Genomic DNA, 26,130 nt, shown 5'->3' on the forward strand with positions numbered 1-26,130 from the left:
ACCGCCGTCCGGCGCCCCGCTACGACGTGGGCAAGACCGTCAAACGCGAACTCACCATCACCGCACTTCAAGCGGCCAGAAGATAAAGAACAAGCGCCGCCGCTCGGCCGCGCAGCGCAACGGCTGACCGACCGCCCTCACTTCGTGGCGCCGTCCGTTCCCGGGCGGCGCCACTGCCCATCTCCGCCCGGCCCTGGAGCCCTCATGCCCCCTACCTCACCCTCATCCTCGCCCTCGCTCCGACGCGCTCTGCTTCCGGTGCTCGCCTGCCTCCTTCTCGCCGGTTGCTCCGCCGGGGCGGTGGACGACTCGCCCACCGCCGCACCCGGCACCGCCGCGAGCACCGCTCCCGACGCCCCGAAGCAGACCGGCACGAAGGGAGCGAGCGAGCCCGACCGCCCCCACACCTCGACAGCCGTCCCCGTCAGCGTCAGCATCCCGTCGCTCGGCATCCACAGCGAGCTGATGCCCCTCGGCCTCAACCAGGACGGCACCGTCGAAGTCCCGCCCGCCGAGAAGGGCATGACCGCCGGCTGGTACACCGGCGGAGCCACTCCCGGCGAGCCCGGTGCCGCGGTCATCATCGGACACAACGACACCCGCTACGGGAAGGCCGTGTTCCACGATCTGAAGGAGATCGACAAGGGCGCGGACATAGCCGTCCGCAACAACCGCGGCGCGGAACTCCACTTCCGGGTCACCGGCACCGAGACCGTGAGCAAGAAGGCGTTCCCGACCGAGAAGGTCTACGGTGCCACCGGCACACGCACCCTGCGCCTCATCACCTGCGACGGCGCCTTCGACGCCCAGGGCCACCCGGTGGACAACCTCATCGTCTACGCGAACCGGAGCTGACAGCGGGGTCGAGGAATCGTAGCGGCAATACCGGACGACCACGTGCGGCATCCCTCCCGGCCGTCCGGAGCAGGCCCGCGCAAGCCCACCGACTGCTAGCTTTACCAAAGATCAGGTGCAGTTCTCGGTGGGGGGAATCCGCCGGGTTCGGAAGGCGGGCTACGGATATGCAGATCTCCCAGATCCTGGACAAGGTCGACGCGGGTGACATCGCTCTGCCGGAGTTCCAGCGCGGCTATGTGTGGACCCGCGACCAAGTCCGGGGATTCTTCCAATCGTTGTACCGCGGATACCCGATCGGCGGCTTCCTCACCTGGAGCACCAAGGCCGAGACCGCCGACACACGGGGTGGGACGACGGGCAAGGACGGCACCATTCAGCTCCTGCTGGACGGCCAGCAGCGGGTGACAACGCTTTACGGAGTGACCCGCGGCCGGCCGCCCCGCTTCTTCGAGGGTAACCCCTCGACACTGACCGGTCTGCACTTCAACCTTGAGTCGGAGTCCTTCGAGTTCTACGCGCCGGGGAAGATGAAGGGCAATCCCCACTGGGTCGATGTCTCGGCACTGTTCCAGGACGGCCTGGGCAGCCAATTGCTGGCGATCACCCAACTCGCGGGCAGGGACGCGGCGTTGCAAGGCGTGTTCATCGAACGGCTCAACCGAATCACTCAGATCAAGGACCGCACCGTCCACGTCGACGAGGTGACCGGTGCGGACAAGACCATCGATGTCGTCGTGGACATCTTCAACCGCGTGAACTCGGGCGGCACCAAGCTCTCCAAGGGCGACCTGGCGCTGGCCGCCATCTGCGCGGCCTGGCCCGCCGCGCGGCCCACCATGAACGAGGCGTTGGACAACTGGTCGGACTCCGGATTCGACTTCAAGCTCGACTGGCTGCTGCGCAACGTGAATGCCGTACTCACCGGCGAGGCACAGTTCTCAAAGCTCGCGGACGTCGATGTGGCGCTGTTCCGCACCGGTCTGAAGGAAACCGTCGACTCCGTCTCGTACCTCCTGAACGCGCTCGGCGGACGTCTCGGCCTCGACCACGGGCGAGTTCTGAACGGCCGGGCCGCGTTTCCGGTGATGAGCCGTCTGCTCCACCATCATGGCGGCCGGTTCCCGGATGCCATGACACGCGACCGCCTCTTCCACTGGTACGTCCACAGTTTCCTGTGGGGCCGCCACACCGGAGCAACCGAGACCGCTCTCAACCAGGACCTGCAGGCGCTCGACGACGGTGGCGTCGAGCAGCTGATCGATGTGCTGCGTCGCAGCCGGGGAGGTCTGCTCACGGTCCGTCCCGACGACTTCGTCGGCTCCAGCATGGGTTCCCGCTTCTATCCCCTCCTCTACCTGCTGACGCGGGTGTACGGCGCCCAGGACTTCGTCAGTGGCGTGCCACTGCGGGACGGCATGCTGGGCCGCCTCAGCTCCCTCCAGGTGCACCACATCTTCCCCAAGGCCCGTTTGTACGAGCACGGATACAGCCGCGCCGAGGTGAACGCCGTGGCCAACTTCTGCTTCCTGACCCAGGACACCAATCTGCGGATCGGGGCGAAGGATCCGGCGGAGTACCTGGAGGAGATCGAGACCAGGATGCCGGGTGCCCTCGCGACGCAATGGATCCCCATGGACCGGGAACTCTGGCGGATCGAGAACTACCCGGACTTCCAGGCCGCCCGCCGCGCGCTGCTCGCCGACGCCGCCAACGACTTCCTCCAAGCCCTCCACGACGGCCCGTCGCCGATGGAGCTCCAGGCGCCAGCCACGCTCAACACCACGCGCACGACCGTGTCGTTGGCCGCGCCGGTGACCGGCTCGGACGATGACGAGGACGTCCCCGGCCTGTCCGCTCTGCTGTCGGACCTCGCGGCGGCGGACCTGGCGGCACCCGAACTGGACAGCGAGGTGAGCGACCCCCGCACGGGAGTTGCCATCACCGTCGCCGCCGCCCACTGGCCCCAGGGCCTCCACGGGGAGGTCGGCGTCCCCGTGGTCCTCGCCTTGGACACCACACCCCAGGAGCAGGCCGCGCTGGAAGCCGGCGACTACCGGGTGTTCCACAGCGCGGACGCCCTGCGCCGCTTCATCGGCAACACGCGCGCCGAACAGACGGCGGACTGAACGGACAACGGGTGTGTCTCCACGGCCACCCGATTCCGCTCCATCCGCCGACGCGGGCCCCGCTCAGCCGGTCGTCCTCCGTTCCACGCAGCGGCTCGTCTTGAAGTACTCGCCCTTGTTGAGCGTCACGCGGCCGGGTTGATCCGGTGTGCGGGGCCGCCGCTGCGGTTCGGCGGCCTGGAGGAGCGGGCGGTCGCCGGAGGAGCGGGCGGGCGCGGTTGTGGCGTCTACTGACCGCGGATTCGGCGCCCGGCTTCGGTACCGGGGTAGAGGATCGCGTCGGCGACCCGGCCGCCGGAGTCCTTCACACCGCCGCTGAAGTTGAGGCGCCCGGAGGCACCCGACTTCGCTGCCACACCGTCCCAGTAGCGGGCCTCGCGCTCCCACTGGATGTCGGAGAGCAGCCGGTTCAGTTCGTCGGCGCCCAGGGCGTTCACTGGATCGGCCCACGGCGCGGTGTGATGCACGGCGATGCCGAGTCCGGCGAGCACGGCCGGTGCGGTGAGGGCGCTGCGCGAGACGAAGTGCTCGCTGCGGTCGGCGATCAGACGGGCCAGCAGCGGCACGACACACTGCTCGACCTGCTCGGGGCTCGACCCCGCGGGCAGTTCGTCCTCTTGCACGGTCTCCGCCGAGCGGGACAGCCCGCCGCGCCCGTAGATCGCCGTGATCACGAGTGCCCGGAGCGCGGACAGGGTGATGACCTCGGCATCGGTCTTCCCGACCTGCCGCTTGCTGGCGTTGACGAGCTTGGCGAACGACACGAGCTTGCCGTCGACGTCGATCTTGACGGCGTCGGCGACACGGTGCGCGAGGCGGGTGGCGAAGTCCCGCTGGTCCATGGACATGGCCAGGTTCTTCGCGACGGCGACGCCCTGCACGTTGCGGTCGTAGAAGATCTGCCGCGCATCGGCCACGGTCAGGTCCACGTACAGCTCGAACGGCACGCGCACCTGGGCGAGTTCGGCGTAGGTGAGCCCGTACCGCTCGGGGTCGTCGTACAGCTCGTGCCATGCGGTCGTCTGCGTCTCGCCGTCGATGGCGACCACGGACGTGCCCGGCGTGATGGTCAGGGTCCGCAGCCCGGTGCCTGGCAGCAGTTCGTCACTGAGCGCGGCGAGCGGCCCGGCGTGCCAGAAGGTGATCGGCGGGGTGGACCAGCCCGCTCCCAACTCGCCCTTCACGCCGTCCGCGATGTACTCGGCGTACGAGCCGACGTTCTTCCCCTTCTGCGTGGACTTCAGCGCCCGCTGCACGAGCGATCGCAGTTCGGCGTGACGGCGCACGGCGCCGGACGCGGCCTTGAGCGTTTTCGTGTCCTCCTCGCGGCGGGGCGAGGGCACGAGCTGGACGAGCGTCGGTACGGACATGGTCCCGATCACGGCGTCCGCACGGAACGGCATGACGGTGAGCTGAGTTCCCTCGACGACGGCGGTCGGCATGGTGAGACGCACGGCAGTTCCCCCAAAGGATCGGTGAGGCGGCGGACAGGCAGGCCGCATGGATCGCTTGTCGTTCGGATGGCGGCCACCACCCGGAAGCAACCCCAGATAAACATTACCGTGAAAGCACTGTCAAACAGCTTGCCAGATTTGACGGCTGGTGTAGTTTGTTAACAGCTCCCTACCGAGAGGCTCAGGACTCGCGCCATGCCACAGCCATCCGCACAGGTGACAGCCGCCGAGATCTCACGCATCGCGGGGGTCACACGCGCCACTGTCAGCAACTGGCGCCGGCGTCACGACGACTTCCCCACCCCTTCGGGAGGCACCGAGAGCAGCCCGCTGTACGACCTGCCGACCGTGCGCGCCTGGCTGGACGCCCGGGGTCACACCGCGGCAGTCGGCCCGCTGGAGGAATTGCGTACCTCGCTGCGGCTGCACCCGCAGGGCAGTGGCGCGGCAGCGCGCCTCCTCCCCCTCGTGCTCGCCACCGCCCGTCGCACGCTGGACGAGCTGACGGCCCTGGCCGAATTGCCGGACGCCGATCTCGCCGCCCGCGCGAACGACGCGGTCTCGACGCTCGCCGACGCCGTCCCCGGTGCGGAGGTCTCCCGCATCTCGGCCGATGACGCCCCGGCGCTGCGGGCTCTGGTCCGGTGCGTACGCGACGAGGGCGGCGAAGCGGCGCTGGGCGTGCTCGCGGAACGCGAGCTGGAGGAGGGCACCACCAGCGGCACCTACCGGACCCCCGGCCCGCTCGCGGATCTCGTGGCCCGGCTGGTACCGGGGCCGCTGTCCCGGGTTCTCGACCCGGCCTGCGGCAGCGGAACGCTGCTCACGGCGGCCGCCGGGCGTGGCGCGACGGAGTTGTACGGCCAGGACAGCGTGCCGGTCCAGGCCCGGCGCAGCGCCGTGGCCCTGACGCTGACCGTCCCGGACGCGACGGTGACCGTCCGTACCGGCGACAGTCTCCGCGCCGACGCCTTCGGCGGGCTCGCCGTCGACGCCGTCCTGTGCAACCCGCCCTACGGCGACCGGGACTGGGGCCACGACGAGCTGGCCTACGACCCGCGCTGGGCGTACGGCGTACCACCGCGCGCCGAGTCCGAGCTGGCCTGGGTCCAGCACGCACTCGCTCATCTCGTACCGGGCGGCCATGCCGTCCTGGTCCTTCCGCCCGCCACAGCTTCCCGCGCATCGGGCCGCCGCGTACGAATGGAGCTGGTACGCAGCGGAGCCCTGCGCGCGGTCGTCGCCCTGCCGGCCGGAGCGGCGGCCCCACTGCACGTAGGGCTGCAGATCTGGGTTCTGCAACGGCCGGAGCCGAGCGGCCCGGAGCGGAAATCCGTGCTCTTCGTCGATACGTCCGAGGAGCCCGGCACGGTGCGGGCCGGGGGCACGACGGAGGCCGGTTCTCGCGGGGGCACCCGGGGCGGCGGCCGGACCTCCCTGGACTGGACGACTCTGACGGACCGGGTACTCACCGCGTGGGCAGCCTTCACGGATGCGCCGGACGAGTTCACCGACGAACCCGGCACCGCACGCGCCGTCCCGGTGGTCGACCTCATCGGCGACCTCATCGACGTGTCGCCCGCCCGGCATGTACGTGTCTCCCGCACCGACATCGAACCGGCGGAGCTCGCCCGGGAAGCGGACGACAGCCGCCGCCGCCTCGTCGCCACCGCGGATTCACTGGGGAGAGCGGCGGGTCACGTCGGCTGGCAGGCGGCCGGACCGGTGGCACGGGAGTGGCGTACGGCGACGGCATCGGACCTGGCACGGGGCGGCGCGCTCACGCTGCTGCGCACGGCCCCCGACGCGAAGGAACCCAGGGAACCGCAGGACGCACCTTCCGCACCGACCGCCACCGCCGTCCTGACCGGCGAGGACATCGCGCGCGACACGGGCCCGACCGGCGACCCGTCCGGACTGCGCCCGGACTCCACCCCGGTGATCGCTGCGGGCGATGTACTCGTCCGGTCGCTCGCGGGCGGCAGCGGGCCGATGGTCCGGGTGGCGGGCAAGTCGGACGAGGGAGCACTCCTCGGCCGCCAGGTCCACCTTTTCCGCCCCGATCCGGCACGACTCGACCCGTGGTTCCTCGCGGGCTTCCTGGGCGCGGAGGAGAACCTCGCCGGTGCGTCGACCGGCAGCACGATCCTGCACATCAGTCCGGGCCGGCTGCGCGTACCGCTGCTGCCGCTGGAGGAGCAACGCCGGTACGGGGAGGCGTTCCGCCGCGTCCACGAGCTGCGGGCGGAGGCGCGACGCGCGACTGAGCTCGCCGAGCAGACGGCGCGGATGTTGGCGAGCGGGCTGACGGGGGGCGGGCTGGTCCCGTCGTCGACCGGCACCGGGGCTTCCGCCCCGTCCGATTCGGCCTGAACGACACCACCGCTTTCACGCATCCATCACACTTGTCCGAACCCGCTCCGGTTGGGGTGGGCGGGTCCGAAAGGAAACCGGGGAATCCCTTGAACAGCAGCAAGCACACGGAGCTGGCAAACCATGCCTGGTCCGTCGCCGACCTCCTGCGCGGCGATTACAAGCAGTCGGACTACGGAAAGGTCATCCTTCCGTTCACGGTGCTGCGCCGCCTGGAGTGCGTCCTGGAGCCGACGCGCGAGAAGGTCGCCGAGACGGCCGCCCGCTTCGAGGGCCAGGACATCGACACGGATCACTTCCTGCGCCGGGCGTCGGGCCACTCCTTCTACAACAAGAGCGACCTGACCCTGAAGAAGATCGTCGGCGACCCGCAGAGCGCGGCGGCGAACCTTCAGCGGTATGTCGGTTCCTTCTCGGACAACGCCCGCGAGGTCCTGGAGAAGTACGAATTCGCGCAGCAGATCAAGCGGCTCGACGGCGCGAACCTGCTGTACCAGGTCATCGGCAAGTTCACCGACCTGGATCTGCGTCCCGAGGTCGTGCCCAACCACAACATGGGCTACATCTTCGAGGAGCTGATCCGCCGCTTCTCCGAGCAGTCCAACGAGACCGCGGGTGAGCACTTCACCCCGCGTGAAGTCATCAAGCTGATGGTCAACCTGCTGATCGCCCCGGACGGCGACGCGCTCAGCCTGCCCGGAGTCGTGCGCACGGTCATGGACCCGGCCTGCGGCACGGGCGGCATGCTCAGCGCGGCCGAGGAACACATCAAGGCCCTGAACCCGGACGCCACGGTGGAGGTGTACGGGCAGGAGCTCAACCCGGAGTCGTGGGCGATCTGCCGGTCCGACCTGATGATCAAGGGGCAGGACCCGGAGAACATCGCCTTCGGCAACTCCTTCTCCGATGACGGCCACGCGAGAGAGAAGTTCGACTATCTGCTGGCCAACCCGCCGTTCGGCGTGGAGTGGAAGAAGGTCAAGGAGGAGGTCGAGTACGAGTACAAGAACCTCGGCGACTCAGGACGCTTCGGCGCGGGCCTGCCCCGCATCAACGACGGCTCGCTCCTCTTCCTCCAGCACATGATCTCGAAGATGAAGCCGGTGAACGTGAACGGCGGAGGCGGCTCGCGTATCGCGATCGTCTTCAACGGTTCCCCGCTCTTCACGGGCGCGGCCGGCTCGGGTGAGTCGGAGATCCGCCGATGGATTCTGGAGAACGACTGGCTGGAGGCGATCGTCGCCCTACCGGACCAGCTCTTCTACAACACCGGTATCTCGACCTACTTCTGGATCCTGACCAACCGCAAGGACGCCCAGCACAAGGGCAAGGTCGTGCTGTTGGACGCGCGCGACCAGTGGGTGAAGATGCGCAAGTCGCTCGGCGACAAGCGCAAGGAGCTCGGCGACGGGACGGGCAGCAAGCCCAACCACATCGCCGACATCACCCGTCTGTACGGGGACGCGATGGCGGCCGCGGCGGACGCGGAACACCCGCTGCACGGCAAGGCGAAGGTCTTCGACAACTCGGCGTTCGGCTACCAGCGGATCACGGTGGAACGGCCGTTGAAGCTGCGGTTCGAACTGACGGAGGAGACGCTGGGGGCGCTGCTCGCGTCGAAGCCGGTACAGAAGTGGGCGGAGGAGCGCTTCCTCCCGCGCGAGCCGGAGCTGGCGGCGAAGGCCAAGGCCCGGCGGAAGCTCACGGAAGAGGAAGAGGCGCAGTTCCGGAAGCTGGCGGAGGCCGAGGCCCAGGTGCTCGGGAACGCCTTGAGCCCACTGCTGGGCTCGGAGTGGGCGACCAAGTCCGAGGCTCAGGTGGCGGTACGGAACGCCATGGCGGAAGCCGGCGTGCAGGGCCCGACGGGGGCTCCGTTCACGAAGGCGCTGCGGGACTCGGTGGGGGTACGGGACCCGGAGGGAGAGGTCCAGACCGTCAAGGGTGCTTCGGAACCGGATAGCGAACTGCGCGACTTCGAGAACGTGCCGCTGGGTGAGGACGTGGAGGAGTACTTGAAGCGGGAGGTCCACCCGCACGTTCCGGATGCATGGATCGACCACACGAAGACGAAGGTGGGATACGAGATTCCGTTCACGCGGCACTTCTACGTGTACGAGCCGCCGCGGCCGTTGGCGGAGATCGACGCGGAGCTGAAAGAGCTTGAGTCAGAGATCCGCGCACTGCTCGGGGAGGTCACCGCATGACCAGTGTGCCCGGGCTCGGAAACATTCCTGCTGAGTGGGCCTCTGAGCGGGCACGCTGGCTACTGCACCGTCAACGTCGCGACGTTCGTCCCAGTGATGGGATCGTGACCGCTTTCCGCGATGGCCAGGTCACCCTTCGCGACAACAGGCGCATAGAAGGCTTCACCAACGCTGTTCATGAGATTGGCTACCAGGGCATCCGCGTCGGCGACCTCGTGGTTCATGGTATGGACGGGTTCGCAGGAGCAATCGGCGTGTCCGACTCCGACGGTAAGTCCTCACCCGTCGTTCACGCCTACACACCATCTACTTCTTCTGACGTCCGATTCCTCGCATATGCTCTGCGCACGATGGCCATCAGCGGCTACGTCGGAACTCTCGCGAAAGGCATCCGCGAGCGCTCGACAGCATTCGATGCTTCCACCTTGGCAGATGTTTCACTGCCCGTTCCACCGCTGGAGGAGCAGCGCCGCATCGCTGACTTCCTCGACGCCGAAACCGCCCGCATCAGCAAACTTGTCGCGGCAAAAGATAAGGTGTCTGACCTGATCGACGAGCGCCGCGTCGCCTTGACCAGTCAGCTATGCCTGAAAGGCTTGGACAGCAACACTCCGATGCGCAATAGCGGAATCGATCCTCTCGGATCAGTCCCAGCCCACTGGACAGTCACGCGCAATAAAAACATTCTGCGCGAGATCACCGACCTCTCAGTGGACGGGAGCGAGGAACTGCTCACCGTTTCACACCTGACCGGAGTCACTCCTCGTAGCGAAAAGACCGTCTACATGTTCGAAGCCGAATCCGTCGTCGGCTACAAGATCTGCCGTCCTGGCGATCTGGTCATCAACACTCTTTGGGCGTGGATGGGTGCTCTCGGCGCATCTAATTACGATGGCATCGTGAGCCCGGCCTATGGCGTCTACCGATTCACGTCGGACGACGGCGTACCGGAGTACTTCGATCTCCTGTACAGGACGCCTGAGTACGTTTGCGAAATGACTCGCTTCTCGAAGGGCGTCTGGTCCTCCAGACTTCGCCTGTACCCAGATGCGTTCCTGGCCCTCGGTGTTGCTGTCCCTCCACGAAACGAACAGCGTGCAATCGTCCAGGCCGTTGAACGCGAGGTCAGTCCGGGCTTGAAAATGCAGGAAATGATCCGGACCTCCAACGCCCTTCTCGCCGAGCGCCGTCAAGCCCTAATCACCGCCGCCGTAACCGGCCAGTTCGACGTCTCCACCGCCAGCGGCCGCAACGTAACGGACGGAGTCCACCCGTGAGCCCCATCCACAACGAGTCCGCCTTCGGGAACGCGATCGTCGCCGCGATGACCGAGCGCGGTTGGCGTGAGGCGCAGCCCGAGGACTACCAGGCCGACCTCGGGCTGGATACCAACGAGCTGTTCACCTTCCTCGGCGAGACGCAGATCAACGAGTGGAACGAACTGCTCGCTGTCTACGGCAACAATGTCAACGATGCCCAACACGGCTTCGCCCGGCGCCTCGACAAGGCGATCAGCGAGGAGGGGCTGCTTAACGTTCTCCGTAACGGCGTCAAGGACCAGGGCGTCCGCCTCCGCGTGGCCTACTTCAAGCCCAATCTGGTCGCCGACGACTCCGTTCTCGACGGCTACCGCGCCAACCGCCTCACCGTTGTACGCGAACTCTCCTACGCGACCAAGCAGGCCGACTGGAACAACCGGCTCGACCTGACCCTGTTCCTCAACGGCATCCCGGTCGCCACGGCCGAGTTGAAGAACCCGCTTACCCGGCAGGGCGTCGAAGACGCCAAGGAGCAGTACCGCACCGACCGCGACCCGACCGAGCTGATCTTCACCCGCCGCGTCGTCGCGAACTTCGCCGTGGACCCGGACCTCGTTTTCGTGGCGACGCAGCTCCGGGGAAAAAACACCCGCTTCCTCCCGTTCAACACCGGCTCCAACGGTGCCGGCCAGCCCGGTGGCGCCGGAAACCCCGCCCCGACCGCGTACGGCACGTACGCCACCTCCTACCTGTGGGAACAGGTCTGGGCACGGGACAACTGGCTCGACCTGCTCCAGCGCTACGTGCACCAGAAGAAGTCCAAGACGCCCGGCGGCGGCACCACCAAGTCGACGATCTTCCCTCGCTTCCACCAGTGGGACGTGGTCAAGAAGCTCACCGCCCACGCGGCAACCCACGGCGTGGGCCAGAACTACCTCGTCATGGCCTCGGCCGGCTCAGGCAAGTCCAACACCATCGGTTGGCTCGCCCACCGCCTCAGCGATCTGCACGCGGACACCGATCCGCGCGTGCTCGACCCGGAAGCCGTGGAGAAGGGGCGCCTCAAGCCGGGCGCGCCCGTCTTCGACAAGGTCATCGTCATCACCGACCGCCGCAACCTGGACGCCCAACTCCGCGAAACCGTCGGCAGCTTCTCGCAGACCGAGGGCTTGGTCGTGAAGATCGACGAGAGGAACGGGGCGAAGAGCGAGCAGCTGGCCAAGGCCCTGTCACGCGACGCCGGAAAGATCGTCACGGTCACCCTGCATTCGTTCCCGGCCCTCATCGACTACATCCAGCGCCATCCGACCGAGATCAAGGGCACCAACTTCGCAATCATCGTGGACGAGGCACACTCCTCGCAGTCAGGTGGTGCCGCCACGGACGTGCGGGCCGTGCTCCGTGACCTCGGCCTGGACTCCGACTCGGCGGATCAGGGCACAACCACCGTCACCGTCGACGAGAAGCTGAGGAAGAAAGCCACCGCGCGCTCCCGGGCCGCGAACCTCTCCTACTTCGCCTTCACCGCCACCCCGAAGGCCAAGACGCTCGAACTCTTCGGCACGGAACACACCGTGGATGGCAAGGCGGTCTACCGCCCCTTCCACACGTACTCCATGCGCCAGGCCATCGAGGAAGGCTTCATCCTCGATCCGCTGCGGAACTACGTCACGTACAACACGTACTGGAAGCTGGTGAACCAGAATCCGGACGAGCGCGAGGTGGACCCGTCCAAGGCCAACAGCCTGCTCGCCCGGTACGCGCTGACCCACGAGCACACCGTCTCGCAGCACGCCACGGTGATCGTCGAACACTTCCTCGCGCACTCCCGCGGTCGGCTCGGAGGCCGCGCCAAGTCCATGGTGGTGACGGCCTCACGGCAGTCCGCCGTACAGATGGCACGGGCGATCAAGAGCTACATCAAGGACCAGGAGTACGACACCAAGTACCCGGATCTGGGAGTTCTGGTCGCGTTCTCGGGCTCGCTCACGATCGACGACGAGGAGACGACCGAGCCGAAGGAGAACGGCGGAATCGCCGAGAGCGCGCTGCCGAAGGCGTTCGCGTACACCCGTGCCGACGACAAGGCCGTCGCGGCCGGTGGGCGCGGGCAGCAGGAGTACAAGATCCTGGTGGTCGCGGAGAAGTACCAGACCGGCTTCGATCAGCCGCTCCTGACGACCATGTACGTCAACAAGAAGCTGACCGGCATCTCCGCCGTGCAGACGCTCTCCCGTCTCAACCGCACCGCCGACCGCAAGTCCCAGGCCGATCTTGCCGTCCTGGACTTCACCAACGACGCCCAGGACATACAGGACGCCTTCCGCCCGTACTTCGAGGAGGCGACGACGCTCCCCTCCGACCCGAACCTGCTCTACACCGCGCAGAGCCGCGTCATGTCGGCGCCGATCATCTCCGAGCAGGAGATGGACGAGTTCGCAGCCGCGTACTTCGCGGCGAAGGAGAAGGCGGCCGGTTCACAGGCCAAGTGGGAGAAGCTGCACGCCGAGTTGTACCGGCTGCTGTCCCCCGCCATCGCCCGGTTCACGCCACTCCTTGAGAGCGAGGAGGATGACGACGTGGAGACCGCCGAGGACTTCCGCGCCGATCTGAACGACTACGTGCGCAAGTACGGGTTCCTCGCCCAGATCGTGCCCTACCGCGACGCGGAGCTGGAGCGGCTGCACCTCTACGGCCGTTACCTCCTCAACCGGCTTCCGCGCCGCGCCGACGGTGGCGTCGACATAGGCGAGATCGACCTCAGCCATCTTCGGGTGGAAAAGACCGGCGAGCACGACAAGTCGCTCACTCCCGAAGGCCCAGCAGAACTCAAGGGGTTCGGGGAGGGCGCGGGCGGCGCCGCGGAGGCCGAGAAGTCGCTGCTGTCGGAGCTGATCGAGAAGTTCAACGCCAAGTTCGGCACGGACTTCACCGAGCAGGACGTCATCCAGCCCTTCAACGAGGCCAAGGCCGACAAGAAGGTCCGGTTGGCAGCCGTCGCCAACGACGAGGACAACTTCGGCAAGGTCTTCGACAAGGTCTTCGCCGACAAGATGGCCGACCACATCGACACGATCGCTGGCATGGGACGGCAGTACTTCGGACCCGACAAGGGATTCAAGTCCAGCCTGGACCGCAGCGCACGCCGCGCGGCCTGGCGGATGATCCGCCGCGAAGAGGGCGTGGACGAGTAGCCCCGCCACACACGGGAGGGTCCCGCCGTTACGCCTGAGCGGCGCGGCGGGACCCTCCTGGCGTTGTGTGCCTCAGCCTGCGACGAGGCCGATGAATCCGGCCCACGCGCCCGGACCGACGGTCAGCATGGGGCCGTTGACCTGCTTCGAGTCGCGGATGTGCACGTGCGTGGCCGCAGCAGCGAACTCCACGCAGTCGCCACCCTCCGCCCCGCTGTAGCTGCTCTTGAACCAAGTCAGCTCCCGCATAGCAGGAGCGTCGGTGGTGTTCATAGTTCTCCCAGCAACTTCTCGATGAATCCCAGAGTCTCTCGCGGAGTGAGAGCCTGACTCCGGATGATCCCATAGCGCGCTGCGGACAGCCGTGTCTCGTCCCAATCAGTAAGCAGGCTGCTGCGCCCCTGGACCTCCATGTACACGAACTGTTCCCCGCCTTTGCAAGTGATCACGGTGTACGGGCCATCCACGCCCGCGTTGTCCTCTCGGCCGAGCGGCATCACTTGGATCTCTACGTTGCGGTTCCGGCCCAGCAAAAGGAGTTGTTCGAGCTGCCCTCGCAGAACGTCCTTGCCTCCGAGTGGCCTTCGCAGAACTGACTCCTCCATCACGAAGCTCAGGAGAGGAGCAGGCCAGCGGCTGAAGATCTCTTGCCTCGCCAGGCGTGCAGCCACTCGTAGTTCGATGGTTTCCTCGTCCAGCAGCGGGCGACGCATGGCGAGTACCGCACGCATGTACTCCTCCGTCTGCAACAGCCCCTTGACCATGTGTGTGTCATACGCGCACAGCTCCACGGCCTTCTTCTCCAGCTGTGCCGCGTCCCGGAAGAACGGCGGATACTGCGCCCGCTCAACCTCCTTCTTCAACGCAATCAACAAGCCCCCAGCGTCCAGCACCGCGTCCGCCTTGTCGATGAACTCGGGCTGCGGAATTCGTCGCCCCTGCTCGAACGACGCAACGGACTGTGCCGCGTACCCCACTCGGTTACCGAACTCCGTCCGGTCCAGCCCCGCCCGCAGACGTAACAGCTTCAACTGCCGCCCGAACGCGATCATCACCCCGGCCCCCGGCTCGTCCTCCGGCCGCTTCCCAGACTCCGCACCCGAGCCCGGCCCCGAGCGTGCCCCCATGTCCACCATCGCCACCGCCTGTCCCACGCACGTACACGCCGAACGCCCCCGCGTACAAGCAGACCGCGACGGCGCGTCACCTCTGGTCACGCTACGCCGTCGAACGGCACCGTGGAGCCATGACCAGCAATTCACCACTCCCCGTGCGCCCCCTTCGCACCAACCAACCCCGGTTTCCCTGGCACCACTTCTCGATGCGCTTCAGCTCCACGCCGCGTGGCGCCCGTCTCGCCCGGCGCCTGGCCGGTGAGCGACTCGACACGTGGGGCATTCCGTACGCCAGCGACACGCACGACGCACTGACGCTGATCGTCGCCGAGCTGAGCGCCAACGCCGTACGTCACGGCCTCGTGCCCGGCCGCGACTTCCGGTTGCGGCTGTCCGCCGAAGGCGCCACCATCCGCGTCGAAGTCACCGACACCCGCGGCGAGAGGGTCCCTGCCCTCGCCGACCCGTCGGACTCCTCCGACGGGGGCCGCGGCCTGCTCCTGGTGGCCGCGCTGGCGGACCGCTGGGGCTGGTATCCGTGCGCAGACGGACCGGGCAAGACGGTGTGGGCTGTGCTGGCCGTGGGACTGCCGTAGGCGCTCATCCACTCACGTAGCCGCCCCGCCCTGTCGGCTCGGACCCGTCCCCAGCCCAGCCTGGGGCTGACCGCCGTCAACCGGAATGTGGGCGCCGTTCACAGCTCCGGAGGCCGGTGAGAGGAGGAAGGCGATAACTCGGGCGACCTCCTCGGCGTTCAGCAGGCGCCCGCTGGGATTGCGTTCCGCGTACGCCCCATATGCCTCGGGGTCGCGCCGGCGCAGGCGGTCCCAACTCTTGCCCGGCAGAAGAATCGAACCAGGGCTGACGGTGTTGACCCGGACCCCGTACGGGGCGAGTTCCTGGCACAGGGCACCGGCCAGGTAGATTTCGGACGCCTTGGCCGCGCCGTACTGGGCGGGAAAGCGCGGCTTCCAGCCGGAGATGGAGGCGACGATCACCACCGAGCTCCCGGGACGCAGGCTGCCCAGCGCCGATCGGACGGTACGCACTGCGTGACCGCCGTTCAGCTCCCAGGTCGCCTGCCAGTCCTCGCGGGTCGAGTCGAGGAGACCGCCGCCACGCTTGCCGCCTATGTTGGCAACCAGGCCGTCGAGACCGCCCAGTTCGCGTCCGGCCTGCCGCGTGAAGTCCTCCAGTTCGTCCGCGGCCAGGATGTCCACAGCTCCCGTGAGGACTTGGGCGTCGAAGTCCCTCCGCAGTTCGCGCGAGGCCCGTGCAAGGGTGTCGGCATCCCGGCCGCAGATCGCGATGGATGCCCCCTCTGCTGCGAGGCAACGAGCGACCGCGTACCCCAGTCCCCTGCTGCCGCCAGTCACCAGGAACGACTTGCCTCGCAGCCCATACGTGACCGCCGGTGCCGTCGGCACCCGCTCTTCGGGCTCTTCACGCTCTTCCATGGGTGCCACTGTGTCAGCCTGTTGCCAGGAGACGCTCAGCGCACCAACTTGCGGATGACGATGCCCACGATGAGTGTGGTGAACAGCATTCCCGCGGCCGTGAACGAAACCGCCAATGCGGACCATTCGGCTGTCTTGAGCTCCGATGGCACGCCGGTACCGACATTCATCCACAGCGCGAGGGCCAGGACGAATGCCTTCCCCGCAACGGTCACTTGCAACAGCCCGCGGCCCGGTTCGCGCACCGCGCCTGCCAGATGGAGCACGACGCCCGTCAGGAATACCCCCACCGCCAACACACGCGCCGGGTTCCGCGCACGCACTCCCCAGCCGAGGACGCCGCCGAGGATGCCCCGCCCGATGGCACGCCGTAGAGGCGGCAGAGCGGCCGCCTCGCGCTGCCGCGCCAGGTAGTAGAGCTCGTCGACCTCCCTGTTCCGGTTTCTTCTGACCAGGGCGGACCGAACGGACTCCAGCGCCACGCTGGTCACTTCGGTGAAGGAGCGCTCCAAGAACGAAATGATCTGGCGGCCGTTGCGGAAGACCTGGCCGGCGAGCTCCATGTCACCGACGCTGGAGGATTCGTCGAGGCTGTACCGGGAGCCGCCGGACGGGAGACCGAGCGTTCCCGTCACCGAGGAGCCGTGCAGGCTGATCACCGAGGCATCCTGAGACTCCGAACTCAGGGACACCACATTCGTGTTGTGAAAGGTCAGGTGGGCCGTCGGGTTGCTCTGCCCGCTGCGCGCGCTCTCGCACAGACCGAGGTTGCGTACCTCCACGGCGCCTCGGACTGTGCTGTTGCTGATCGTGCTGTCCCCGGCGGGAATCACCAGGCCGTTCACTCGCACCGTCTCGCTGCAACGCAGCCCGTTCGCTCGTAACGGCTCGTCCAGTCGCACGCGTTGCAGGGTGAGCTCGGGTGTCTCGACCTCGTCGAGATCGAGTGCGGACAGCCAGAGGTCGTCGAACGCGATGTCCTCACGGGCGCGCAGCCCCCGGACCACCAAGCGCGGCCGTCCCAGGCGGCCGCCCGTGGCCTGGCTGCGGACGACAAGCGAGGACGCGCGCGTGTTGCTGATCTGCACCGGCCCGCGCAGGGCATTGATCTGCACGATCTCCTCCACCCGGAGGCGCTCCAGCCGGGTGGCCGCGCACGAGTGCAGGGCGAGGAAGTCCAGCGAGGTGTCGATGACCGTGACCTCACAGCCCATCGATGCGTTGCGGATCGTCAGGCGACCGATCCGGGAATTGACCACCAGGAGCGCGTCCGCTTCCACGTGGTCGACGACCAATTCGTCGATGTGGCAGGACCGCACGGTCAGCGCACCGTCGATGCTGACGCGATCGAGCGAGACGCGGTCGGCCGAGACGGTGTCCAGCAGTAGATCGGTGGTGACCTCGTCCTGGCGCAAATACACACTGCGGTCGCTGACCGTGCGCTGGCGACCGATTCGCGCCAGGTCTTCGAGCGTCCGGACAACTCCCACCGGCATCCCCCTGCTGCTTATGGCCATTGACGTCGTTGTACGTGTGCGGCGGCGAACTCAATCCCGGCGCGTGGTCGCGCTCCGGTGGGCCCCGTCTCCGCCCGGACCGAGTCCAAGAGCCGCGAGAAGTTCTTCCGTACTGCAGACATCCGGTGAATCGACGAGCGCGGAAGCGATCTGCTTGGCCGCCATGGCCGGATCCGTACGGTCTGTGCGTACCACCAGATCGAACAGGTCGCGCAGATCGGATCCGAGAACGTCCTGAGCCGTCTCGTCCCAGGCGGCGAGGCGCTTCGGTGTGTCGGTGTCTCCCCGCTCGCCGGACCGTTCCTGGCACACGTTCCTGGGCACCCAGAGGAGGACGCGCAGCCATGAGGCTTCCGGAGTCCGGTCCAGTAGCGTGCGCATGTCGGTGACGTTGCCGATGTGCGTGACCGGGACCAGGCCCTGCTCTTGCGGCTGCGTGAGGGAGAGGCGGTCGACGGCGTAGACGTTGCCGTAGCGACGGGTCGCCACGGCGATTCTGCCCCGGCGCCGCAGGTCGTCGAGTTCCTCGGCGGTGACGAACCGGTATCCGGCCGACCGGCCCGTGCCGTGCTTGAGCTTGGTGACCGGCTGGAACCGTGAGTCGGCGGAGCAGAGGGCTGCCGTCACCGTGTCCTTGCCGGCGGTGGGCGGCCCGTACAGGACGACCGCGCTCAAGAGTCCCCCAGAAGCCGTTGCGCGATGGACTCGACCTGCTCTGCGAGAGGACGTGAGGCGCCGATGCGGTTGTCGATCACGTGGTGAGATGTCACCGGCCTCAGGCCGACATCGATGCCGCTCGTGTACGCCGGCCAGTGCGTCAGTTTCCACGTGTCGCGTGAGGCATTCCGCGAGATCAGCCGGTCACGCATCGATTCCAGGTCGCTGTCCACCCACAGCGTCTCGAAGCGTGCCCCCGTCCTGCCGCAACGGCGTGCCACCCGGGACGTCCACTGTGCGTCGGCGGCCTCGGCCAGGAAGGGTGCCACGGCGACCACCGAGGTTCCACACTCGAGGTTTTCCCAGACGGCCTTCATGAGGCACTCGTACTCCAGCGGCCGGGCGTGCTCCAGGTAGGCGGGGCTGTGGCGGTCGTCCGGGTCACCACCCAGCGCCTGCAGCAGCCGCTCGGTCATCGGTCGGCTGATGGTGTCCTTGTCGAGCATGGCCCACCCCGTCGCCGCCGCCAGCAGCTTGCCGGCCTCGGACTTTCCCGAACCGGCATACCCGGCGACTAGAGCGAGGGTGATGGTGCTCGTGCCTGACGCAGTGATCACTCTGTCCGCCCCCGAGACGACTTTGAACAACTGAGCTCAGCTTAGAGGCGGATGGAGGGTTGTGGTGCTCGAACTTTCCGCACCGACGTGACCGGAAAGAGACGCCCCGGGCGCCTCCGCGCCGCCAAAGGTGGACTGAAGATCGCCCTACCAGGGACACTTACCCTCCAACATGTCGGAAACCGGTGCGGCAGCGCACACCGGCCAGCGCACGCACACACGGGGGCAACGTGCCGCAACAGCAGCCGATCGCGGGCCGGTACGAGCTTCTGGAGCCGCTCGACAACGGCGGCATGGGGGATGTGTGGCGCGGCTATGACGCCGTGCTCGACCGGCCCGTCGCCGTGAAGCTGATCCGGCAGCAGGCCGTCGGCGGCTCACCGCAGTTGGCGGAGGAGTTCGCCAAGCGCTTCCGCCGAGAGGCCCGCATCACCGCGCGGATCCAGCACCCCGGTGTGCCCCAGGTGTACGACGCGGTGCTCGACGACACGTACGAGCGGCTGTTCCTGGTCATGGAGCTGGTGGACGGGGTGTCGCTGTCCGCATACATCCACCCGGATCGGCTGCTTCCGGTCAGTTGGGCGGTGGCGGTGGCGGCGCAGGTCGCCACCGTACTGTCGTACGCGCACGAGGTACCGGTCATCCACCGCGACCTCAAACCCAGCAACATCCTGGTCGCCCGCGACGGGACGGTGAAGGTCCTCGACTTCGGGATCGCGGCGATCCTGCGCACCGACGTCACCAAGCTGACCGCGACCGGCACCCCCATCGGCACCTACCAGTACATGGCGCCCGAGCAGGTGCGCGGCGGGCGGACCACTCCGCAGACCGATCTGTACGCGCTCGGCTGCGTGCTGCACGAACTGCTCGGCGGACGCCTGCTGTTCACCGCGGACAGCGAGTACATGGTGATGTACCAGCACGTCAACGCCGCTCCCACCCCGCTGCGGGTGCTGCGTCCCGAGGTGCCGCAGGAGTTGGAGGACCTCGTCCTGCATCTGCTGCTCAAGGCGCCCGAGGCCCGGCCCGCCGATGTGCAGGAGGTGTACGAGCGGCTGCGGCCGTTCCTGCCGCCGCCCGGCCGGACGACCAAGCCCGGCGAGGCCGGACCGGCGGGGGTGCCCGACCCGACCGGGCTCTTCCGCAACCCGTACGCGCCCCGCGCCCGCGCGGGTGCGGGCCGGTCCGCGCCGGTGGCCGCCGACCCGGCTGCCGGACAAGCCGCGCCCGTACCCGTACCCGCGCAGTTGCGCGCGGAGATCGACGAGGCGTGCGCACACTCCGACGCACTCCTGGACGAGGAGCGGTTCGCGCAGGCCGCCGAGGTGCTGGGAGAGATCATCGAGCCGGCCGCACGCGCGCTCGGTTCGGAGAGCCGGAAGGTCCTGGAGCTGCGGACCCGCCGGGCCGCGATCCAGCTGCTCGGCGGGGACTACCGGGCGGCTCTGCCCGAGTTCGACGCTCTGGCGGACGCCTACGCACGCACCGACGGCCCCACCGGCGAGCCCGCTCGCGCCTGCCGCGCCCAGGCCGCGCGATGCCGGGCCGAACTCGGCCAGGTCACCGACGCACTCGCCGCGCTGCGTGGCCTCCTCGACGTCGTACGAACGGTCGACGGCGATCTCAGCGAGGAAGCCGTCGAGCTGCGCCGCGACATCGGGATGCTGCTGCTCGCCCAGGGGCAGGCGGTCGAGGCCCATCGGATTCTTCGGCCGTTGCATGACGACCTGTGTCTGGTCTTCGGGCCCGGCGACGAGATGACCGAAGAGGTCGGCGAGGCGCTGGCTCTGATAGGCCTCGATCTCGACGGTCCGGCCACCTGACCCCCGTCTCCCCTGTCCCGTCCGCTTCCCGGAGAGTCAGTGCCATGCCCCACCTCGCGTTCGACATCGGTTTCTGCGCCCAGCTCGGCAAGCTCCAGGGCAGCGTCAAGCAGGGGGTGTTCGACGCGTGGGAGAAGTTCGAACGCCTCACTCTGGACCAGTTGTTCAAGGATCCCGGGCTCAAATTGGAGAGCCTGAAGCGGGCCCGTGATCCTCATATCCGGACCATCCGGATCGACCAGGGGACGCGGGGTGTCGTCCTCGCACCCGACAGCGGCGACACCTATGTGCTGCTGCGCGTGATGCCGCACGACAAGGCGATCGACTGGGCCGTCAAGCAGAAAGCCAGCATCAACACGGTCACCCGAGCCGTCGAGGTCCGCGACATCGCGATGCTCGACGAGCTCACCCCTGTGTACGAGAGCATCGCGCCGGCTCCCGACCGACGGCTGTTCGCGAAGGTGTCCGACGGGGACCTGGCAGCGCTCGGCATCGACGAAACCACCCTGCGCCAGGCCCGCGCCCTCACCGACCCCGAACAGCTGGAGGTCTTCGCACCGTACTTCCCGCAGGACCAGCGTGAAGTCCTCGAATATCTCGCGGCGGGCTTCACCGTGGAGGAGGTGTGGCGGGACGTGGTGTCCGTCAGTCTCTCCGCCACATCCACCGACACCACCCCCGTGGACACCGGCGACTTCGCGACCGCCATCCACCGCACCAGGACCCGGATCGCACTCGTCACCGCGTCCGAGGAACTGCGCGACATCCTCGACAAGCCTTTCGCGGCCTGGCGGGTCTTTCTGCACCCCTCCCAGCACAAGGTCGCCTATCGGGCGTCGTACTCCGGGCCGGCGCAGGTCACCGGCGGCCCCGGAACCGGTAAGACCGTCGTCGCGCTGCACCGGGTGCGCCATCTGTTGGGGTACCTGCGCGACGGCGACCGCATTCTGTTGACCACGTACACCAACGCTCTGGTGGGTGCGCTGCGGACCGGGCTTGCCGCGTTGGTAGAGGACGAAGCGCTGCGGGACCGAGTGGACATCATGACCGTCGACGCGTTCGCCGGCCGCGTCGTGTCCACCTCGCGGCGGCCGCTCCGGGGCGGCGAGGAGGAAACGCGGTGGGCGCAGGCCGCGAAGGCCACCGGGTTCACTGGCACTGCTCAGTTCCTCGGGCAGGAGTACAAGCACGTCATCCTCGCGCAGAATCTGCGGACCCTCAAGGAGTACGAGGGCTGTGAGCGGCGCGGACGCGGCAGCGGGCTGCCCACGTCGGCCCGCGCGCTGGTGTGGCGCACGATCGAGGAGTTCAGTGACCGGCTCAGCGCCGACGGGCTCCGCACCTACCTGGGCACGTGCGCAGAGGCAGCGGATCTACTGGAGGCCGGTGGGGCGCGTTACCGGCACGTGGTTGTCGACGAGGCGCAGGACCTGCACCCCGCGCAGTGGCGGCTGTTGCGTGCGGCGGCTCCGGCCCGTCCCGACGATCTCTTCATTGCGGGCGATCCCCATCAGCGTATCTACGACTCGAAGGTGTCGCTGAAGGCCGTCGGGATCAAGGTGGCCGGCCGTTCGGCGAAGATGCGCAAGAACTACCGCTCCACGCACGAAATCCTCTCCTGGTCCACCGCCCTGCTCGTCGGCCGGCCCTTCGAGCAACTGGCGGACGACTCCGCGAACGAGACCCTGCTGGGCTATCGCTCCGCCCTGCACGGCAAGGGACCCGAGGCGTACGGGGCGGAGTCGGAAGAAGCCGAACTGGACGCACTCGTCGCACGCGTCCGTAGCTGGCTCGACAGCGGGCTCTCCCCGGGCGAGATCGGGGTGAGCGCCCGCTTCAACAGGAACTGCGACAAGGCGGTGCAGCGGCTCAAGGCCGCGGGCATCCCTGCCGCACGCCTGCGGGGCGATGCGCCCTCCGACGCGGACGCCGTACAGGTCGGCACGATGCACTCCTTCAAAGGCCTGGAGTTCCGGTGCGTCGCTGTCATCGGCGTGAGTGAGGGTGCGCTGCCGTACCCGCGTGCGGTGACCCCGGCTGACATCGACCGGCTCCAGCACGAATCGGACCTGCTGGCGGAACGCTGCCTGCTGTTCGTCGCATGCACGCGGGCCCGAGACGGGCTGCATGTGTCGTGGTCGGGTACCCCGAGCGAGTTCCTGGTGGAGGCCGGGGTGTCTCAGGCCTCGTAGGCGCGTGGGCCGGAGTGCCGCAGCGCCAGCGCCGCCAACGCCTCCGGGGCGCCCTCCGGGCCGCGGATGCCCGGGAAGGCGTTGATGTCGACGACCACGGGCGCCCCCTCCCGGTCCAGCAGGTCGACACCGTAGACGTCCAGGCCGAAGACGTCTCCCGTGCGCAGGGCGAGCCGGGTCCAGGTCCGCGGCAGGTCGCGTATCAGCGGGGCGGACCGCGCGCCGTCCGGCGCTGCGCCCACCGCCGCGGGGCGCACCCCGGCGAACACCTCTCCCGCGATCACCCACAGCTTGTGGTCCCAGCCGCTGTTCGCGATGAACTCCTGCAGCACGACGGGCTCGTCGGACCACTCCGCCGCAAGGGCCCGGAGTCCGGCCGGGCCGTCCACGCGGGCTACCAGGTCCGCGCGGCGGCTGTGGCGGCTCTTGACCATGAGCGGATAGCCGCTCTCCGCCGGCTCCCGTCCGCGGAGGGCTTCGGACAGCGCGTTCAGTGTCCATGTGCGGGGCATCGGCAGGCCTGCGTCTTCCGCGAGGGCCGCGATCCGGCTCCTGTCCTGGCACAGCTCCGTCGCGGCAGCGGAGTTCACCACCCGGGCGCCGAGCTCTTCGAGGAGACGGGCCAGCGCGAGTGCCCGGCGGGTACGGGCCTTGAGGAGGTAGACGTCGGCGAGATCGTCCGGGGCCACCGGTGGCGACGGCGATCCCGTTCCGGCGTCCGGGTTCAGGAACGTCACCCGGTGCTTCGCCCCGGTCAGCACGGCGTCGGCCGCGACGAGCAGCGGATGACCCGGCTTGTCGGTCAGCACACAGACCTTCATATCCGCGCGCCTTCCGGTACGGCGGCCACCATGCCCGCTTCCGGGCCGGCGGTGGGGTGCGGACGGTGCCGTCCGTAGGGGATCTCCGGCTGCACGGGAACGCGCGGGGCGGGGGCGATCGCGCCCCTCCGGTCCTTGCCGCCGGTCCTGGCCAGCTCCAGAACGGCACCGGCCAGACGGGATGCGGCGTCCGGGACCTGGCGGAAGCTCGGGAAGTCGTTGATGTCGACGATCACGGGGCCGTCCGGGCCGAGCACCACGTCGATGCCGTAGAGATCGAGGCCGAAGACCGCTCCCACCTTCGCCGCCGCCTCGGCCACTTCGGCGGGCAGCGGGACGGCTCTCTCGTCTACCGGCGCGTCCGGGTGGAGCGGGGAGCGGCGCACGGTCGCGTGGAACTCGCCCGCGAGACAGTAGACCTTGAGGTCGGAGCCCGCATTGGACACGTAGGGCTGCGCGATGAGGTGCCCCTCGTCCGCCTGCTCCGTGTCCGCCAGCCGCCCCGGCTCCGACACGAGCCGTACCCCGCGCCCCGAGCTGCCGTCCGCGGGCTTGACCACCAGGGGGAAGAGTTCCTCGGGCACGTCCGCGAAGAGCGTGGCCCGCGGTGCCGAATAGGTCACCGGGACCGGCAGCCCGTGCTGCCGGGCGATGACCGAGGCGAGGGCCTTGTCACGTACCGCGCGGATCGACCGCGCATCGTTCACCGTGGTCAGTCCCACCGCCGCCGCGGCCTCCAGCACGGTGAGCCCGGGGCCGCCGGACACGGTCTTGAGTACCCAGGCGTCGTGGGTCCCCGCCCGCACCTCCTCCGATATCCGCAGGAGTGAGCCGCCGGGGCGCACCACGTCCACCTCGTGTCCCCACGACGTCAGTTGCCGGACGACGTCGAGCGGCATGCCGTCATGCCGGTACAGCTCTTCGACGAGGAAGCAGAGCTTCATCCCAAAACCCCTCGGTGCCCCATGGCTGACGGGGGCGCAACGGTGCCTCGCGGTGCTCCTTCGAACACCACCAAAAGGGCAACGCTACGTCACGTCCGCCCCAAGGCAACCTCGGCCGTGGGTTACTGATGGTGCGTTCCTTCGCGGTGTGTCCCTGTCATTCGCCGTGCGTCCCGGTCAGAAGAAGACCCCGCACCGAAGGAGCACATTCGCGTAAGGCCGCGCCTCCCCCGTCCGTACCACCAGCCGGGCTCCAGCCGAAAGTGCCTTGAGCTCGTCGTGGGGTACGTGGACGAGTCCCGGTAGGCGATCGCCCAGGAGACGCGCGGCCTCCGGGTTGGCCTCCGTGACCTCGTGGGCTGCCGTCGCCCCCTCCACCACGAGCTCGTCCAGCAGGCCGTCGAGCACCTGGGCGAACGACGGGACGCCGGCCCGGAAAGCCAGGTCGACAACGCGGGGGCCGACCGGGATGGGCATGCCCACGTCGCAGATCAGAACTCCGTCACCATGCCCCAGTTCGGCCAGGGCCCCCGCGAGGTGCCGGTTGAGAATTCCTGCCTTCTTCACGGGGCCGGGACCTCCCGCGCGGTCGGGAAGGACGCCTGCGCGCCCTGCCTGGTGACGGCCGCCGCTCCCACCCGCACGGCGAACGCGGCGGCCTGAGCAAGTTCCTCGCCGAGGCCGAGCCGCCAGGCCAGGGCGGCCGTGAAGGCGTCGCCCGCCCCGGTCGTGTCCACGGCTTCGACCCTGGGGCTCGGTACGGTGACGACATCACCGGTTCGGCCGTCCGCGACGAGCGCCCCCGCCGCCCCCAGCGTGACCACGACCGACTGCGGGCCGAGACCCAGCAGTGCGCGCGCCCACTCCTCGGGCGTGCCGCCGGCGTCGTCGCCCAGCATGTAGCGCGCCTCGTGCTCGTTGACCACCAGGGGGTCGCAGGCGGCCAGTACCTGATCGGGCAGCGGCGCGGGCGGGGACGGGTTCAGCACCAGCCGGGCATCGGCCGACATCGCGGCGGCCACCTCGGCGACCGTCTCCAGCGGGATCTCCAGCTGTACGGAGACGACCCGGGCGGCGGCGAACAGCGGGCTTGCCGCCCGGATGTCCTGCGGGGTGAGGCGGGCGTTGGCCCCCGGCGACACCACGATGCTGTTGTCGCCCGAGGGGTCCACGGTGATCAGCGCGACCCCGGTGGGGGCCCCGCCCACGAGGACGCCGGCGGTCTCGACGCCCGCCGCCTTCTGCGACTCAAGCAGCAGTCGGCCGTGCGCGTCGTCCCCCACCCGGGCCAGCAGTGCCGTGCGGGCTCCGAGGCGGGCGGCGGCCACCGCCTGGTTCCCGCCCTTGCCGCCCGGGTGGACGGCCAGATCGGAGCCGAGCACGGTCTCACCGGCGGCGGGGCGTCGTTCGACGCCGACGACCAGGTCGGCGTTGGCGGAGCCCACGACCAGCAGGTCGTACCGGTCCTGATCGTTGACGTGCATTGTTCCTGCTTTCCGAGGTCGGGCGCTGCGCGAGG

Annotated in this window: 20 protein-coding genes; 9 read left to right on the forward strand and 11 right to left on the reverse strand. The window is 68.5% G+C overall.

Going from position 1 to position 26,130, the window contains the following annotated elements:
- Window positions 1–204 precede the first annotated feature (204 nt).
- Together ACIRJP_RS00005 and ACIRJP_RS00010 are read left to right on the forward strand one after the other, a co-directional pair.
- Window positions 205–855: a class F sortase gene (locus ACIRJP_RS00005; protein ID WP_404166421.1), complete on the forward strand. Its 651-nt coding sequence runs from the start codon at window positions 205–207 to the stop codon at window positions 853–855.
- Window positions 856–1,022: 167 nt separating this feature from the next.
- On the forward strand, window positions 1,023–2,984 hold the full coding sequence (locus tag ACIRJP_RS00010) for a DUF262 domain-containing protein (protein WP_404166424.1): 1,962 nt from the start codon (window positions 1,023–1,025) through the stop codon (window positions 2,982–2,984).
- A gap of 227 nt (window positions 2,985–3,211) precedes the next feature.
- Here ACIRJP_RS00010 and ACIRJP_RS00015 read toward each other — a convergent pair whose 3' ends face one another.
- Window positions 3,212–4,438 (reverse strand): DNA sulfur modification protein DndB, encoded by a 1,227-nt coding sequence (locus tag ACIRJP_RS00015; protein ID WP_404166426.1) that lies wholly within the window; start codon window positions 4,436–4,438, stop codon window positions 3,212–3,214.
- Window positions 4,439–4,633: 195 nt separating this feature from the next.
- Between ACIRJP_RS00015 and ACIRJP_RS00020 the strand changes: the two genes are divergently transcribed.
- The 4 genes from ACIRJP_RS00020 to ACIRJP_RS00035 all read left to right on the forward strand — a co-directional run bounded on the left by ACIRJP_RS00020 (window position 4,634) and on the right by ACIRJP_RS00035 (window position 13,468).
- Window positions 4,634–6,811 (forward strand): N-6 DNA methylase, encoded by a 2,178-nt coding sequence (locus tag ACIRJP_RS00020; protein ID WP_404166429.1) that lies wholly within the window; start codon window positions 4,634–4,636, stop codon window positions 6,809–6,811.
- A gap of 89 nt (window positions 6,812–6,900) precedes the next feature.
- Window positions 6,901–9,015 (forward strand): N-6 DNA methylase, encoded by a 2,115-nt coding sequence (locus tag ACIRJP_RS00025; RefSeq protein WP_404166432.1) that lies wholly within the window; start codon window positions 6,901–6,903, stop codon window positions 9,013–9,015.
- Window positions 9,012–10,292, forward strand: a complete 1,281-nt coding sequence (locus ACIRJP_RS00030) for a restriction endonuclease subunit S (protein WP_404166435.1) — start codon at window positions 9,012–9,014, stop codon at window positions 10,290–10,292. Before ACIRJP_RS00025 ends, ACIRJP_RS00030 begins: the two co-directional genes overlap by 4 nt.
- Window positions 10,289–13,468 carry a type I restriction endonuclease subunit R gene (locus tag ACIRJP_RS00035; RefSeq protein ID WP_404166438.1) on the forward strand — a complete coding sequence of 1,060 codons (3,180 nt, stop codon included), beginning with the start codon at window positions 10,289–10,291 and terminating at the stop codon, window positions 13,466–13,468. The genes ACIRJP_RS00030 and ACIRJP_RS00035 overlap by 4 nt, the downstream gene beginning before the upstream one ends.
- A 72-nt stretch (window positions 13,469–13,540) precedes the next feature.
- Here ACIRJP_RS00035 and ACIRJP_RS00040 read toward each other — a convergent pair whose 3' ends face one another.
- Together ACIRJP_RS00040 and ACIRJP_RS00045 are read right to left on the reverse strand one after the other, a co-directional pair.
- On the reverse strand, window positions 13,541–13,741 hold the full coding sequence (locus ACIRJP_RS00040) for a DUF397 domain-containing protein (protein ID WP_404166441.1): 201 nt from the start codon (window positions 13,739–13,741) through the stop codon (window positions 13,541–13,543).
- Window positions 13,738–14,604 (reverse strand): helix-turn-helix domain-containing protein, encoded by an 867-nt coding sequence (locus ACIRJP_RS00045; protein ID WP_404167595.1) that lies wholly within the window; start codon window positions 14,602–14,604, stop codon window positions 13,738–13,740. The genes ACIRJP_RS00040 and ACIRJP_RS00045 overlap by 4 nt, the downstream gene beginning before the upstream one ends.
- 110 nt (window positions 14,605–14,714) lie before the next feature.
- On the opposite strand from ACIRJP_RS00045, the gene ACIRJP_RS00050 reads away from it, so the two are divergent.
- Entirely contained in the window at window positions 14,715–15,179 is a 465-nt protein-coding gene (locus ACIRJP_RS00050) for an ATP-binding protein (protein ID WP_404166444.1), read from the forward strand.
- Between the two features lie 12 nt (window positions 15,180–15,191).
- Here the strand turns inward: ACIRJP_RS00050 and ACIRJP_RS00055 are convergent, their stop codons facing one another.
- Genes ACIRJP_RS00055 through ACIRJP_RS00070 form a run of 4 tightly spaced genes read right to left on the reverse strand, consistent with a single transcriptional unit; the run spans window position 15,192 to window position 18,831 of the window.
- Window positions 15,192–16,040 (reverse strand): SDR family NAD(P)-dependent oxidoreductase, encoded by an 849-nt coding sequence (locus tag ACIRJP_RS00055; protein WP_404166447.1) that lies wholly within the window; start codon window positions 16,038–16,040, stop codon window positions 15,192–15,194.
- A gap of 35 nt (window positions 16,041–16,075) precedes the next feature.
- Window positions 16,076–17,557: a hypothetical protein gene (locus tag ACIRJP_RS00060; protein ID WP_404166450.1), complete on the reverse strand. Its 1,482-nt coding sequence runs from the start codon at window positions 17,555–17,557 to the stop codon at window positions 16,076–16,078.
- Window positions 17,558–17,587: 30 nt separating this feature from the next.
- A complete protein-coding gene (locus ACIRJP_RS00065) occupies window positions 17,588–18,232 on the reverse strand; it encodes a guanylate kinase (protein WP_404166453.1) in 645 nt (214 codons plus the stop codon).
- The gene (locus tag ACIRJP_RS00070) at window positions 18,229–18,831 is read right to left on the reverse strand and encodes an AAA family ATPase (protein ID WP_404166456.1); all 603 of its coding nucleotides are present in this window, start codon (window positions 18,829–18,831) and stop codon (window positions 18,229–18,231) included. Before ACIRJP_RS00070 ends, ACIRJP_RS00065 begins: the two co-directional genes overlap by 4 nt.
- A 230-nt stretch (window positions 18,832–19,061) precedes the next feature.
- On the opposite strand from ACIRJP_RS00070, the gene ACIRJP_RS00075 reads away from it, so the two are divergent.
- Together ACIRJP_RS00075 and ACIRJP_RS00080 are read left to right on the forward strand one after the other, a co-directional pair.
- A complete protein-coding gene (locus ACIRJP_RS00075) occupies window positions 19,062–20,654 on the forward strand; it encodes a protein kinase (protein ID WP_404166460.1) in 1,593 nt (530 codons plus the stop codon).
- 44 nt (window positions 20,655–20,698) lie between these two features.
- Complete coding sequence (locus ACIRJP_RS00080) at window positions 20,699–22,846, forward strand: UvrD-helicase domain-containing protein (RefSeq protein ID WP_404166463.1); 2,148 nt, start codon at window positions 20,699–20,701, stop codon at window positions 22,844–22,846.
- On the opposite strand, the gene ACIRJP_RS00085 is transcribed toward ACIRJP_RS00080, so the two are convergent.
- The 4 genes from ACIRJP_RS00085 to ACIRJP_RS00100 all read right to left on the reverse strand — a co-directional run bounded on the left by ACIRJP_RS00085 (window position 22,834) and on the right by ACIRJP_RS00100 (window position 26,095).
- Window positions 22,834–23,667, reverse strand: a complete 834-nt coding sequence (locus tag ACIRJP_RS00085; RefSeq protein ID WP_404166466.1) for a RimK family alpha-L-glutamate ligase — start codon at window positions 23,665–23,667, stop codon at window positions 22,834–22,836. The genes ACIRJP_RS00080 and ACIRJP_RS00085 overlap by 13 nt on opposite strands.
- Window positions 23,664–24,611 carry a RimK family alpha-L-glutamate ligase gene (locus tag ACIRJP_RS00090; RefSeq protein ID WP_404166469.1) on the reverse strand — a complete coding sequence of 316 codons (948 nt, stop codon included), beginning with the start codon at window positions 24,609–24,611 and terminating at the stop codon, window positions 23,664–23,666. Before ACIRJP_RS00090 ends, ACIRJP_RS00085 begins: the two co-directional genes overlap by 4 nt.
- A gap of 177 nt (window positions 24,612–24,788) precedes the next feature.
- Entirely contained in the window at window positions 24,789–25,178 is a 390-nt protein-coding gene (gene rbsD, locus ACIRJP_RS00095; RefSeq protein ID WP_404166472.1) for a D-ribose pyranase, read from the reverse strand.
- The gene (locus ACIRJP_RS00100; RefSeq protein ID WP_404166476.1) at window positions 25,175–26,095 is read right to left on the reverse strand and encodes a ribokinase; all 921 of its coding nucleotides are present in this window, start codon (window positions 26,093–26,095) and stop codon (window positions 25,175–25,177) included. The genes rbsD and ACIRJP_RS00100 overlap by 4 nt, the downstream gene beginning before the upstream one ends.
- Window positions 26,096–26,130: the final 35 nt, after the last annotated feature.

The organism is Streptomyces sp. NPDC102437, assembly GCF_044765565.1.
Taxonomy (GTDB): Bacteria; Actinomycetota; Actinomycetes; order Streptomycetales; family Streptomycetaceae; genus Streptomyces.